Annotated in this window: 12 protein-coding genes; 7 read left to right on the top strand and 5 right to left on the bottom strand. The window is 44.3% G+C overall.

Annotated elements, in window-relative coordinates; translation table 11 throughout:
- Window position 1: 1 nt before the first annotated feature.
- The 3 genes from ACQEXT_RS19920 to ACQEXT_RS19910 are packed head-to-tail and all read left to right on the top strand — an operon-like array spanning window position 2 to window position 3,545.
- Window positions 2–1,771 carry a glycoside hydrolase family 13 protein gene (locus ACQEXT_RS19920; protein ID WP_426953298.1) on the top strand — a complete coding sequence of 590 codons (1,770 nt, stop codon included), beginning with the start codon at window positions 2–4 and terminating at the stop codon, window positions 1,769–1,771.
- 13 nt (window positions 1,772–1,784) lie between these two features.
- On the top strand, window positions 1,785–2,684 hold the full coding sequence (locus ACQEXT_RS19915) for an ROK family protein (RefSeq protein ID WP_426953297.1): 900 nt from the start codon (window positions 1,785–1,787) through the stop codon (window positions 2,682–2,684).
- 57 nt (window positions 2,685–2,741) lie between these two features.
- Window positions 2,742–3,545: a TrmB family transcriptional regulator gene (locus ACQEXT_RS19910; RefSeq protein WP_426953312.1), complete on the top strand. Its 804-nt coding sequence runs from the start codon at window positions 2,742–2,744 to the stop codon at window positions 3,543–3,545.
- 135 nt (window positions 3,546–3,680) lie between these two features.
- Here ACQEXT_RS19910 and ACQEXT_RS19905 read toward each other — a convergent pair whose 3' ends face one another.
- Window positions 3,681–4,586: a LysR family transcriptional regulator gene (locus ACQEXT_RS19905; protein ID WP_426953296.1), complete on the bottom strand. Its 906-nt coding sequence runs from the start codon at window positions 4,584–4,586 to the stop codon at window positions 3,681–3,683.
- Between the two features lie 83 nt (window positions 4,587–4,669).
- Between ACQEXT_RS19905 and ACQEXT_RS19900 the strand changes: the two genes are divergently transcribed.
- Window positions 4,670–4,906 carry a DUF2798 domain-containing protein gene (locus ACQEXT_RS19900; RefSeq protein ID WP_138973068.1) on the top strand — a complete coding sequence of 79 codons (237 nt, stop codon included), beginning with the start codon at window positions 4,670–4,672 and terminating at the stop codon, window positions 4,904–4,906.
- Between the two features lie 41 nt (window positions 4,907–4,947).
- On the opposite strand, the gene ACQEXT_RS19895 is transcribed toward ACQEXT_RS19900, so the two are convergent.
- From ACQEXT_RS19895 to ACQEXT_RS19885, 3 genes are all read right to left on the bottom strand, one after another.
- Window positions 4,948–5,664 (bottom strand): YebC/PmpR family DNA-binding transcriptional regulator, encoded by a 717-nt coding sequence (locus ACQEXT_RS19895; protein ID WP_138973067.1) that lies wholly within the window; start codon window positions 5,662–5,664, stop codon window positions 4,948–4,950.
- 93 nt (window positions 5,665–5,757) lie between these two features.
- A complete protein-coding gene (locus ACQEXT_RS19890; protein WP_138973066.1) occupies window positions 5,758–5,967 on the bottom strand; it encodes a DUF3283 family protein in 210 nt (69 codons plus the stop codon).
- A 164-nt stretch (window positions 5,968–6,131) separates the two neighbouring features.
- The gene (locus ACQEXT_RS19885) at window positions 6,132–6,329 is read right to left on the bottom strand and encodes a PA3496 family putative envelope integrity protein (RefSeq protein ID WP_138973065.1); all 198 of its coding nucleotides are present in this window, start codon (window positions 6,327–6,329) and stop codon (window positions 6,132–6,134) included.
- A gap of 432 nt (window positions 6,330–6,761) precedes the next feature.
- Here ACQEXT_RS19885 and ACQEXT_RS19880 point away from each other — a divergent pair, with 432 nt between their 5' ends.
- Entirely contained in the window at window positions 6,762–7,235 is a 474-nt protein-coding gene (locus ACQEXT_RS19880; protein WP_426953295.1) for a transcriptional regulator, read from the top strand.
- Window positions 7,236–7,612: 377 nt separating this feature from the next.
- Here ACQEXT_RS19880 and ACQEXT_RS19875 read toward each other — a convergent pair whose 3' ends face one another.
- Complete coding sequence (locus ACQEXT_RS19875) at window positions 7,613–9,583, bottom strand: replication initiator protein RctB domain-containing protein (protein WP_138973063.1); 1,971 nt, start codon at window positions 9,581–9,583, stop codon at window positions 7,613–7,615.
- Window positions 9,584–10,813: 1,230 nt separating this feature from the next.
- On the opposite strand from ACQEXT_RS19875, the gene ACQEXT_RS19870 reads away from it, so the two are divergent.
- Together ACQEXT_RS19870 and ACQEXT_RS19865 are read left to right on the top strand one after the other, a co-directional pair.
- Window positions 10,814–12,031: a ParA family protein gene (locus ACQEXT_RS19870; RefSeq protein WP_331418604.1), complete on the top strand. Its 1,218-nt coding sequence runs from the start codon at window positions 10,814–10,816 to the stop codon at window positions 12,029–12,031.
- A 7-nt stretch (window positions 12,032–12,038) separates the two neighbouring features.
- Window positions 12,039–13,010, top strand: coding sequence for a ParB/RepB/Spo0J family partition protein (locus ACQEXT_RS19865; RefSeq protein ID WP_138973061.1), 972 nt, complete (start codon window positions 12,039–12,041; stop codon window positions 13,008–13,010).
- Window positions 13,011–13,118: the final 108 nt, after the last annotated feature.

Raw genomic sequence — 13,118 nt, 5'->3', positions numbered from 1 at the left:
TATGATTACTCGAAGCTCACTCACTCATACCGTCAAAAGTGCTGATAGCTATGCCTATGACGCGCAAACTTTGCATCTCAGGCTCAAAAGCGCCAAAGGTGAAGTGGAGCGCGTTTGCTTATGGATAGGCGACCCCTATCGATGGGCAGAAGGCGGGTTAGATGGTGGCAACCTAGGAGGGAGCGATGCCCACGGATGGGTTGGTGGTAACGAAGTGCCTATGCAGCTCGAAGGGGTGACAGAGCACCATGACCACTGGTTTGCCGAATTCACCCCCCCAAAACGTCGTAGCCGCTATGGGTTCATACTCTATGGCAAAGATGGGGAAAAAATACTGTTTGGTGAGAAGCGTACTGTTGACCTAGACAGCAAATCGGCGGAGGAACGAGAACTCAGTAATTTGAGCAATTTCTTCTGCTTTCCTTTCATCAACCCGAAAGACGTTTTGGTCACGCCTGACTGGATTAAATCCACTGTCTGGTATCAAATTTTTCCTGAACGATTCGCCAATGGCAGACCAGAAATCAGCCCTAAAAATGCTGAGCCTTGGGGCAGCGTACCGACCTCTCGCAATTTTATGGGAGGCGATCTTTGGGGCGTGATAGAGCATCTCGACTATCTTCAAGATTTAGGGATTAACGGACTCTATTTGTGTCCAATTTTCACTGCCACAACTAGCCACAAATACGATACCGTGGATTATTTCAATGTCGACCCACATTTTGGCGGCAACGATGCCTTTAGAACTCTGGTTGAGGAGGCGCATAATCGAGGCATGAAAGTGATGCTCGATGCCGTTTTCAATCACATAGGTGATCAACATCCATTTTGGCTTGATGTGGTCAAAAATGGTGAGAACTCTCAGTATGCGGAGTGGTTCTGGATCAACCAGTTCCCTGTGTATCCCGACACCGATAAGTCACAATGGGATTGCTGGAACTTTAATTACGAAACGTTCGGCAACGTACTTGAGATGCCCAAACTCAACACAGAGCATCAACCCTGTCGCCAGTACTTACTCGATGTGGCTCGCTACTGGGTAGAAGAGTTTGATATTGATGGCTGGCGACTCGATGTAGCAAATGAGGTCGATCATCAGTTTTGGCGAGAGTTTCGCAATGTCGTCAAACAGGTCAAACCCGATTGCTACATTCTCGGTGAGATTTGGCATGAAGGGATGCCTTGGCTGCGCGGTGACCAGTACGATTCACTGATGAACTACCCAATGACTCAGGCTATTACCGATTATTTTGCGCTCGATGCTCATTGCAAGCAGCAATTTATGGAAACCGTAACGGGGGCTTATCTTGCCTACCCGCGAAATGTCAACGAAGCGATGTTCAACTTGCTTGAAAGCCATGACACCACTCGCCTCGTTAGCCTTTGTGGTAACGATCTGCGTCGAGCGAAACTGGCCTACCTGTTTATGTTCACGCAAGCCGGCGCACCATGTATTTACTATGGTGGTGAAGTGGCTATGGAAGGGCGTAAAGGCATGGGGCTCGAAGACAATCGTCGCTGTATGAACTGGTCTCCAGATCAAACTGAGCTTGACTTCCGATCGTTCGTTCAGCACTTGATTGAACTGAGACAAAGTGACGACAACTTTAATCTGCCATATATTCACTGGCTCGAAATAGAACATCCTTCCGTCGTCGGTTATCACCGAGGCTCAAGACGCTTCTTACTTAACAATAGCGATACTGAAGCAACCGTAGCGCTTGATGGTACCAGCATCAATCTACCTGCTTACGGATATTGGTACGATTAGGCGAGGACTGAGCATGTATCTAGGGATCTCGATAGACAGAACTCAACTCAAAGCAACGGTGCTTGATGGGCAAATGAATACCTTGTATTCCAGTCAACAATGCCTCATTCAGACCGCGCAAGAATTGAAGCAGCAGGTGTTTCAACTGATAGATAATTTTCAATGGGCATACAGTTCATTTACTTCTATTGGTCTTGCCGTCACAGATGAGATGCATTTTTGGCTTACGCAACATCATCTGGCAATAGAAACTCTGATCGAGCAAAGATATCGAATCCCTTGTACTGTCACCGACTATGTTCAGGCAGGGCTGCAATGCTCACCTGAAGTGTTAACGAAAATTAAACTGGGTGAAGTGCTGTGTGCCATCGTTGATAACGAGTGTGAACTGTATTGCGCAACCAGAACTCGCAGAGGCATTTCCAAACGCACGCTTCGCCCTATCCCATGGGCACATATGCCGCTACCAGAATATGACTTTGTTTTGGATGGTCTTGTCACTGCCTGTCGGTGCTCAAGTGAGGCCTGTACAGAACAGTTTTTATCAGTGTCTGGCTTAGAGCGCCAATACGAACAAATCCTGCTCAAGCGTGCGGGAGTCAAAGATATTTTCAGTGCTTTAGAACAGGGCGATCCTATCGCGGCGCGAACATATCGACGCTACATTAATCAATTAGCACGCGCTCTCAATCCTCATATTGAGAGCCATCTGCCAAGAACCTTACTTTTGCTTGGTAGTGTCTCCCGTTACTCTTCAATCTCTAGTGACCTCAAAGTCGCTTTGAGTCGCTATTGTGGCATTTCGCCACTGCCAACAATTCTGGCACTGCCCTATGAGGATTTTTCTATTGCCCGTGGAGCAGTTCAAACAAAACAGCAACTCATTGCACGTCAAGTTAGGCTCAGAGCTTAACCAATGATAATCTAGCCAAAATGGAACACAATATTGAATAATTTTAGAGGGCAAACCGTGTCAGACTTGGTTGATAAGTTGATGAATTTTGGTTTTACAAAAACGGACTCCTTGGTTTATATCAACCTACTGAAAAACGGTTGTGCCAGTGGTTACAAGATCGCGAAAGATATCTCTTTATCTCGTTCTTCCGTCTACTCATCTATCGATAACCTATACAAAAATGGGTACATTTTTATGTCGGATGGGGACACCAAAGAGTATGAAGCTAAATCGCCAGAACTGATCTTCAACCAAATCGAGAAAAACACGGTAGAAAATATCCATATTCTCAAAAAAGAGCTGTCTCGCATGATGCTCACTGAGGAAAAGGAGTTTGTTTACAACGTCACAGGTATCGACAATTTGGTTCAAAAAGCCAAAGAAGTGATAGAGATGGCACAAGTGGAAATATACCTAAATACGGATTTCCAGCTCGATCCTAGATTCTCTGCTGAGTTAATCGATGCCGCCGAACGTGGTGTGCGTATTATCGCTTTTTCGTTCAACCGCATTGCCGTCCCCCACCCTAGCATTGAGCTCTACGCTCGCTCTAACCATGAAGAAACTGAGTATCCTTCGCACCGCTTTATGATCGTGGCAGATATGAAGCAAGGTTTGATGTTCTCTCATCGTGAAGAAACGGTAGGTTTGTACACCAATAATCGCCTATTGGTAAAAATGATTGCTGAGCACATCCACAGTGATATTTACCTAACTGAATACGAAAAGCTTGCACCAGAGAAACGAGTTCGTATCGGGACGATTCATGAGCTGGATAACGCCATGGTTCACGACGATATGAAGCGTCAAACACAATAAACTGGAATAAACACTTCTCGATTGCGAGAGGTTGTCGACGATATGTGGGGTGAATGTTCACCCCCCTACTTTTGTCTTTCGGACGGCATCATTCTGAATTAAATGCCGACTTGCCTCTCTTCTGCATAGCACGCTTTACACTGTAAAACGTTCAGGATGCTGCATTTTCTCCACCCCACTCATTAACCGTTCGACCAACAGAGTCAATGCCTTGGGCTGATAACGTCGCTGTTTATAGACCAAGTACGCTTGCCTAGCACTGCGCTGGTATTGAGGCAACACTCGCACCATATTCATTCCCTCGTGGACATGTCGAAACGGCAGCGAGGCAACACCTAACCCTTTTTCAACTGCACCGCATACCGCAAGTATGTCATTGACGATCAGCTTGGGCTTGATGTGAAGAACATCGACCAAACTCTGCTGCTGGTAGACGGATATATCTACGACATGATCAACACTGACCCAATTCAGTTGGTTTAACTGACTGAGGCTTTCCACTCGCCCTACTTTCGCCAAATATTCTGGACTAGCGAAAAAGCCATGATGAGCAGTAAACAAAGGCCTAGCGATCATGTCATCCATATCCGCTAAATCGAAAGTGATGAGGAGATCGCGATCCGTTTGGGGGACGGCCTGTTCCTGACTGAGCACCAGATCTAACATCACCTTAGGATAATCAACCAAAAACTGTTCGACGACTTCACCAACAAAAGCACGATAGAAATTGTGCGGAATGGCCAGTTTAATCGTGCCAGAGACTTCTTGAGTTTCACTCAGCATCTGGCTAAAGCCACTTTCGATCGACTCCATACCGCTACGAAGCGACTCAAAGGCTTCTAAGCCACTTTGTGTCGCAACCAGTTCTCTGCCCTTCTTCTCTAGTAAACGCATCCCTAATCGCTGCTCAAGCGCGGATAAGCGGCGTGACATGGTCGAGACGGGGATGTGTAAAGTCTTGGAAGCACCGAGCAACGAGCCTTGCTCAACCACACTGCAAAACAGATAGAGATCATCAATATTTCCAAATATGGAATTCATACTTCTAAACCTGCTTATATTTTTCACTATTGGATAGTTATATCCTCATTTACAGCAAAACAACAAGCACAGGAGCATAAATTATGAATCGCAAACAATTTTGGGTTTCGGCGCTATTATCGTCGCTGACAATGGCGGTCATTATGTCAGGACTACTATCTGGGTATAAACTCGGCTTCAATCACCAATGGCCTGCTATATGGCTCGATAGTTTTATTATTGCGTGGCCAGTAGCGTTAACGCTCAACCTGACTGTCCTGCCACAAGTTCGCCGACTTTCTAGTTGGCTCACGGGTCAAACCTCCACCTCTCAGGCATAAAAAAACCGAGCACTAAGGCTCGGTTTTTTCAACGGTAAAGATTACAGTTCAGCGTTGTGGTAAACCTGCTGAACATCATCACAATCGTCTAGAAGGTCAAGGAACTTCTGGAATTTCTCAGCGTCTTCACCCGCTACTGGAGTGTGAGTTTGAGGAACGAAAGTGATCTCTTCGACATCGATTGTCAGATCAGGGAATGCACTGTTAAGCGCCGTCTTAGTCTTAAAGAACTCTGTATGAGGAGCGAATACAGTGATTACACCGTCTTCAAGCTCAACATCCGTCACGTCTACGTCTTCCATCATTAGCGTTTCAAGAATAACTTCATCGTCATCGCCTTTGAACTGGAATACAGCTTGGTGATCAAACATGTGAGAAACAGAACCTTCAACGCCGATCTTAGCACCTGTTTTAACGAAACATTGGCGAACATCTTGGAAAGTACGGTTGCCGTTGTCTGTCAGACAGTCAACGATTACGCTAGTGCCGCCAGGGCCAAAGCCTTCGTAACGCGCTGGAGCGTAGTCTTCACCGCCACCACCATTCGCTTTGTCGATCGCTTTTTCGATAACGTGTGCAGGAACTTGGTCTTTCTTCGCTTTTGCGATTAGGTGTTTCAGAGACAAGTTCATGTCTGGGTCTCCGCCACCGTTTTTCGCGCACATGTAAATTTCTTTACCGTATTTGGAATAAACTTTAATTTTTGCGCCTGCAGTTTTTGCCATTGAGGCTTTGCGCACTTCAAAACTTCTTCCCATCGGGATGTTCTCTCTAGTTCAATTTATTGCGAAGGATTTTAGCAAAACGTGTGAGCTTTTCAATTTCTGACACTTGCTGAGGAAATGAGTGGATTATGCCACACCCATTACTCGTTTATATTTGGCTACAGACTCTAAAAATGAGGCTTGTTCTTCGTCATCAGTGATCTTTGCTGCTGTCTGGTCGATTTCATCTGGACCAGCTTTAGCTTCACGGAGTTTCCAAACCAAAAACGATGCTTGCTTATCAAGCTCTATCTTGTTTTTTTCGCTAGCCGAGAGGTTAGACAGGTTGATCGACATATTAAAGCTCAAATCTGTAAAAATATGGAGGGGGAATATACCACACCAAAAGCGAATGTAGAGAGAGAATCGCACTATGGCGAGAGGAATCGCTCAAAAATTAGCGAAAAAATAAAGGGTGGCTTTCCTACGCCACCCTTAAGTATTCGTGATAGAGTTTCTGACTAGTGCAAGATGCCAAGCTCTTTGGCTTCTTCGATTGTTAAACCGCTTTCTCGAATCTCTCTTAATGCTTCAATACGACGACGAGCTTCTGCGGATTTAACGCCCTTCACAGGCTTCTGTGACTCAACTTCTTCCGTGAAGTCCCACTTGTCAGCAATTTTACTCATTTCATCATGGTCAATAGAATTAATGGACATAATAACCTCCGAACAAACCATGCAAGGGACAGCTAATCTGTAGCAAAACCTCTCACCCCTTGTTAAGAATTTTAGCTTCAGAATGTGATTATGCTAATAGTTCCTGCATTCTTACTGTTAATTCGATAAATAGTTTTTGCTCCACCAAAAGTCTCACAGTACATTTAAAGGATTACCCCTAAAGAAAGTTGGGCGATCTCGGTCTCATTTTTTACTGCCTATGCTCCCAACCTTCGCCTCCTACTGCTTACAAAAATAGCACTCCAATTTTTTTTGCACTCGATACCGCTCAATAGCTGCTCTCCATTATTGGGACGTTGACGTCTGTTTTCACATCGAATGTACCTCGGTGGTGATTTGCCAAATGACCTCATCATGAACCAAACTAATCACACCTAGAGATTTCACGGCACATGATTAGGTGAAAACGCAATGAATCCATTGGAGAACTGGCTTACACAGATCGAATACTGGTATCAAAATCGAAAGCATGATCAAGGTAACCAGCTAGAATCCCTGATCCTCTCTCCTCCTGATCAAATCTGGGGACCATTCATTTCCGTACAGCAAAGTAAAGCCATCGCGTGCTGGCTCGACGGATGCTTACGCCTTTTCCAACAAGAACGAGAGCGTTCACCCGATAAAGCCTATCATTACCTACAATTTGCTTACAGTAAGTTTCAGCAAGTCGTCGTCCACTATCAAAGTGAACTTGAGCTTAAAGATTGGTGTATGAAAAGAATGCAAAATCTGGTCGTGCTCAGTCTTGAGTTCTGTACACAACAGCTAAGTCCACGCTGGCAAATAGAATCACACCAATTGATCGAAAACCATGTTCGCTTTATGGCACAACAGCAATGGAATGAAGATCGGAACTATGATCAAGGTAAATCATCGTTTCATTAGGATTGAGCGAAAAACGCGGATCAATGATCAAGGAGAAGCATGATCATTACTCCGCAACTCAAGATGCCGCAGTGGAAATTCAGGCAAAAAAAAAGCGAGTTCAGAGAACTCGCAAAATATTCAGAATGAATGTAACAATATGAGCCAATCTATCAGGGATAATCCTATCCCTCATTCATCAGAAAGGACAAAAGGTTGTCTATTCGGGATAAATATTATCCAACTCGAAGTGATACATTGTCAGTGCTCTGTCAGAGGAATGTAGTAGCTTTGTCTTAATGTTAGTCGAGTGTAACAAGGTGTTTTTGATAGTAAGAAAACACTAAAAAGCCAGCAGAAATCTGCTGGCTTGATCGTTTTCATTGATGGTCGTTGGCTCAAACGGCGACTTCATCCAAGGCTCTAAATACTGTTTCATCCAGATGACCTTCGAAGACTTGCTTACACACTTTTCTGCGCACAGCCAATCCAGCAATTAATCGCTCTATGGATAAATGCTTGTTCTCGCTCTGGCTGTTGTAGAGCTCGACCATCTTACTCAACGTTTCGTATGGAACGGCCTGTTCACCTACGCGTAGGAAATCAAGCTTGTCAATCAGCTCCAGACACTCTTCTTGGATTGAGCTATGGGAATGCCCTGTCATCGCCGCTAAAGCTGTTATAGAGCGTTCTAGAGCCTCTGATGAGGTATATTTAGATAGAGTAATGGTAATTTCATCAGCATTGATCTCTACTAGGTGCTTGCGTTGCTTCACTCGACGACCGAGTTTTCCGCGTGGTGCACGCTCTTTGCGCTGGATAGGCTCGAACTCGCCATCAATAATCTGCGACATCTCTTCGAGCTGTTGTTTAGACACCATCTCATTGCGCAGTGGGTTCGGCAGCGTTGGCGCCATATTACGTTTGCCAGCATTCGTCGTTCGAGCACGAGAGTAGCGGAGCACTTCTTCGGCATCACATTTAATATCGAACTGATAATCTTTGACTTTGTCGTTGTCGATCATCGCCGAGATCGTCAGATGATAACCCCAAAGGTTGACGACAAATAGCTCGTCACTCCCCTTCTCTTTTGACAGTTTTTTGAGTTCGCGGATCAGATCCATTGAGAAGCGACGCCACTCAATGTTACGCGCCAGTTTTTGATTTAACTCACTCAATAGCATCACGTCAGAATGACGACGTGACATACGGCTTCGGAAGTAGCTGTACAACTGGAAAACCAGCGTGTGCTGTTTAAGAATCTCAGGCGGGAACAAGAAAAAATAATCGCGAGTAAGCAGCTCTTCGTAGAACGACGGTTCCCAGACAAGAATGTATAGGTTCGGTTTAATGCGTATTTCGCCGTCAGCGCCCTCTGTAGGGGCTTCTTCCGATGCAGTGATGGTACGGGCCAAAAATCTAAAACGATCGCTCTTAAAGCCTTCTGGCATGTTCTCGCTTAGCCATCGACCTGTAAGCTCATGTAGCTGAAAGTCGGTAAACTCGATGCGATCAATACTATCGCGAATTGAGTCGCGTGCCGGTCCGCTATCTTTCTTGCCACGTAGTGAGAGAATATCGGTAATGTACAACGGCGTTTTATTCGGTACATGAGTGCCATCTAGCTGGTATTGATGTTGATGATGCTCATGGTACTGCACGGTTAACGTGAAAAGTGCAAACAAAGTCATCAGATCATCAACGGTCATGATGCTCTTAGAAGATCGTGTTTCGATCACAGCACGTGTACCAGAGATCGACACCATGCTCTTTTGGTAACTTTTTCGCGTACGTGGTGGCGCTAGCGCCTGGTCAATAATGCCAGCCCAGTTAGTGGGAGAAACAACAAACTGATCCGCTTCATCTTTCATTGCTGGTGGCGTATTCAAACCATGCTCATTGAGCAAGCGCTTATTGACTTGCGTTTGAGCTAACGCTTTTGATCGTTTCTGCTTTTCACTCAGTTTGACGGATTCAGTCACTAGACTCGTGGCGCCGAGTACGGAGATCAATTGGTTTGGATTAACAAAGCGGTGCAGCATCGTTTTACCAGCAAGTCCTTCTTCGAACCGAACTGGAACTTGTTGAAATAAGCCAATATTGACGGCTGCACGCAGGCGCTGCTGAATTGCGGCTCGCGTGACTTGTCCGTCTGTGGCATCAATAAGCTCGGTAGTCGAGACTAAACCATCTTTACTGCTAAAGCCTCGTAAAGAGATTAAGTTAAGAAGTTCAACGATACTTTTCGTAACGCCTTTAAAGTGTTGGTATTGTTCAATCCAGTTAACCGCGACTTCCGACACTTCAAATAGGTGCCCATCTTTGTGGCTTCTTGGCGCTTTGATCAGTAGTTTTTCTTCTGAGCTCATTATTAGATCCGTATCACACTAGCCGTAATATCGCTATAGTTCCGAAAGAATAAAGAAAAAAAGATCATAAATAAAGAAAAACTTGTTGCTCTTAAATAACTGATCTTTTTGATTAATATGATCTTAATTGATTATATGATCTATTGATCTGGGCGAGAATTTGCTTGTAAGTGATTGTGTTATAAGAACTATTTTTTTTGTCGGCTGAAAGCATGATCATGTAAATAACGAAAGCATGATCATTAAGTATTTGAAAGCATGATCAAAAATGCTTAGAACGATGATCATCACAGCATCGAATAAATGATCAATGCAATGATGAAAGCATGATCATCATAATTGCACACCTTATCCACAAGCTGAAGTAAACAAAGACATTTGCCTCTGCTCATCGAGTGCTAATAATTGTCCAATTTAGCGAAACGATGATCAAGGAAACAATCTTGAAATCGTTAAATTGAACACTTTAACGCCAATCTTGAAAGTCGAGCTTCATGTTTACTATCTTATCCACATTGGGTTATGAGTAAATAGGGTTACGAAAGCATGATCATGAAATGAAGGCGAGTTCGTCCAATTATTGAGTTGTCGGTCAATATTGCGATTTTCACCTCGTTATATTAGCCCAAGTCTTAGTCCATCTGCATTTGTCCGTAAATTGGTGACAAATTTACATGCTTCCGAAGACTCCTACTACTTGATCATTGTTCCGATCTTAGATCAATCGTTTATCAAAAATGTCGATCATGCTTTTAGCAACTCAACGCCTTGATCATTGTTCCTAGATAGGGAAATTATCCTGAAAGCATGATCACCAGATATTCCTTGATCATGGTTCCGAAACGGAACTCGTCTAGCGAATGGTTAGCTCCATATATCTGTCGCCCTTGCCTAATGAAAGTTTCTCGTTTGTTATCACTTTGAAAGTCAAAATTGCACCTACCGTAAATTAGACAGCGATCTTAATCGTTCCGAGTGAATGTTTAGTGCCTACATTTTTACATTGTAAATAAGTGATGCTGTAACACTTTTAATCTGTGTTGGTTTGTGATGTCGTGTAGAGACAAAAATTGACAACAAATTGACCTATTTTTGCTGATTGGCATTAAATAGAATGTCATATTTCTATTTAATGTGATTCGCATCCATAATTGCACGTTCACCTTTTTATTGTTTATTGTTGCAAATGCTGTACAATAATTTTCAGTCACTAATAACGGAATTTGGCAAATGAAACGAGAACATACGATTGAGAATCTCATACAGCTCGCTGAGAAAACCGCTCAGGTTCAAGCTGATCGTATAGAAATTGTGTTGGAAGAGCGTAGCGATGAGCATTTCCCACCAATGTCAAAAGCATTGATGGAAACTCGCTCGGGTTTAACTCGCCGTAAGCTTGATGATGCTATCAGCAAGTTGGAAGAGTCTGGTCACCAATTCACTAAGAACAACGCCAACCATTACTCTATTTCTTTGCAAGAAGCACATATGTTGATGGATGCGGCGGGGATCCCGAAGTTTCATGAACGTAAAAAAAATAACGAAAATAAACCGTGGATCATTAATGTTCAGAACCAGAAGGGTGGTACCGGTAAGTCGATGACTGCGGTTCATCTTGCTGCTTGCTTGGCGCTTAACTTAGACAAGCGTTACCGCATTTGTCTTATCGACTTAGATCCACAGGGTTCACTACGTCTGTTTTTAAATCCACAGATTAGCCTGACTGATCATGACAACATTTACTCAGCTGTCGATATCATGCTTGATAACGTGCCTGAGGGGGTAGAAGTCGACAATGAGTTCTTACACAAAAACGTGTTGTTGCCGACTCAGTATCCTAACTTAAAAACGGTTTCGGCGTTCCCTGAAGATGCCATGTTTAACGCGGAAGCGTGGCAGCACCTATCACAAAATCAATCACTGGATATTGTTAGGCTGCTGAAAGAAAAGTTGATTGATAAAATTGCCGACGACTTTGATGTGATCATGATTGATACCGGGCCACATGTGGATCCATTAGTATGGAATGCGATGTACGCGTCGAATGCTCTATTGATCCCATGTGCTGCAAAACGACTAGACTGGGCATCGACAGTTAACTTTTTCCAGCATTTACCGACCGTTTATGAAATGTTCCCAGAAGATTGGCAGGGGCTAGAATTTGTTCGTCTGATGCCGACCATGTTCGAAGATGACAACAAGAAGCAAGTCGCAGTTCTTACCGAGATGAACTATTTACTTGGTGATCAGGTGATGATGGCAACGATTCCGCGTAGCCGCGCATTTGAAACGTGTGCTGATACCTACAGCACAGTTTTCGATCTCACAACCAGTGATTTTGAAGGCGGTAAGAAGACACTAGCGACGGCGCAAGATGCGGTTCAGAAGAGTGCATTAGAACTGGAGCGTGTGCTTCATGGTCATTGGTCATCACTAAATCAGGGGTAAGTAGAAAATGGCAATTAAGACTTCAGATTTAAACGCGAGATTATTTGGTAAAGCGAATAAGCGCCATGTGACGACTCCACAAGAAGCGCAGCAAGCGGCGAAAGAGAAAGCTCAAATCATTGAGTTGTCGGTTGCGGGTGAAGAGAAGGTCGAGTTTGAGCTAGTTCGTATCCCGGCAGAGCAGGTGAGCGAGAAGACCGTTGTTTTCGCAGAAAACGCGCGCGAGCAAGCGTTCTTAAATGAACACGCGCTATCAGATGTACTAGTCACACTTAAAGAACGTGGCCAGCAATATCCTGCTGTTGGGCGCAAGCGCGAAGACGGAAAAATCGAAGTGCTCGATGGTAGTCGTCGTCGCATGTCTTGTATCTTAGCTGGGCAAGAGTTCCTTATTTACGTTGGCGAAAACATCAGTACCGAACATGCTAAATTCCTGTCTGACGTTGCGAACGCGCACAAGCCACTTTCCTTGTATGAAAAAGGCAAGGAGATGCTCGCTAAACTGGAAAAAGGTGAAGCAGACGATCAGAAAGCACTGGCAAAAATGTTCCAGTGCAGTGAAGCGTTAGTCAGTGGTGCTCTTAAGGCTGCCGATTTGCCGTTAGAATTGCTGCAAGCTTACCCTAACGTTGCCGAACTTGGTCGTCCGACTATCGTGAAACTGCACAAGCAATTTAATGGTTTGGAGCAGAGCCAACAGAGTAAGCTGCTAGACAAGTGTCGCTCTAAGGACGGATTTGTATGGCAGAGAAGTCAGTCTCAAGGTGTGGCTCGTATTACCAAAGAGGTGACTGAAACCATTGAAGCTTGGATTGAAGAGCTTGCGCCAAGTAAGAAATCGGCGGTAAGTAAAACCGATCTAGTAAAAGGTCGTGCAAGTTACAGTCGTAAAGGCAGCAACTTAACGCTCAACTTAAAGAAAGTTGATGACGCGTTGATGAAAGAGATCCTGGATCTTGTTGCAAGCAAACTGAATTGATGACAATGTTTGGTCAAATAAAGCCGCCTCTGGGCTAATGCCGATCAGTTAAGAGATAAATGATCGGTTGAACGATCCTGCAGATGGCTTATAAAGGCTCTAAGTTTC

Source organism: Vibrio sp. TRT 29B02, assembly GCF_050113655.1.
Taxonomy (GTDB): domain Bacteria; phylum Pseudomonadota; class Gammaproteobacteria; order Enterobacterales; family Vibrionaceae; genus Vibrio.
This window is presented reverse-complemented; position numbering and strand designations above follow the sequence as displayed.

Excerpts from the sequence above, each read along its gene's own strand:
- ACQEXT_RS19920 (WP_426953298.1), top strand. The coding sequence starts at position 2 with ATGATTACTCGAAGCTCACTCACTCATACCGTCAAAAGTGCTGATAGC.
- ACQEXT_RS19915 (WP_426953297.1), top strand. The coding sequence starts at position 1,785 with ATGTATCTAGGGATCTCGATAGACAGAACTCAACTCAAAGCAACGGTG.
- ACQEXT_RS19905 (WP_426953296.1), bottom strand. The coding sequence starts at position 4,586 with ATGAATTCCATATTTGGAAATATTGATGATCTCTATCTGTTTTGCAGT.
- ACQEXT_RS19900 (WP_138973068.1), top strand. The coding sequence starts at position 4,670 with ATGAATCGCAAACAATTTTGGGTTTCGGCGCTATTATCGTCGCTGACA.
- ACQEXT_RS19895 (WP_138973067.1), bottom strand. The coding sequence starts at position 5,664 with ATGGGAAGAAGTTTTGAAGTGCGCAAAGCCTCAATGGCAAAAACTGCA.
- ACQEXT_RS19890 (WP_138973066.1), bottom strand. The coding sequence starts at position 5,967 with ATGTCGATCAACCTGTCTAACCTCTCGGCTAGCGAAAAAAACAAGATA.
- ACQEXT_RS19885 (WP_138973065.1), bottom strand. The coding sequence starts at position 6,329 with ATGTCCATTAATTCTATTGACCATGATGAAATGAGTAAAATTGCTGAC.
- ACQEXT_RS19880 (WP_426953295.1), top strand. The coding sequence starts at position 6,762 with ATGAATCCATTGGAGAACTGGCTTACACAGATCGAATACTGGTATCAA.
- ACQEXT_RS19875 (WP_138973063.1), bottom strand. The coding sequence starts at position 9,583 with ATGAGCTCAGAAGAAAAACTACTGATCAAAGCGCCAAGAAGCCACAAA.
- ACQEXT_RS19870 (WP_331418604.1), top strand. The coding sequence starts at position 10,814 with ATGAAACGAGAACATACGATTGAGAATCTCATACAGCTCGCTGAGAAA.
- ACQEXT_RS19865 (WP_138973061.1), top strand. The coding sequence starts at position 12,039 with ATGGCAATTAAGACTTCAGATTTAAACGCGAGATTATTTGGTAAAGCG.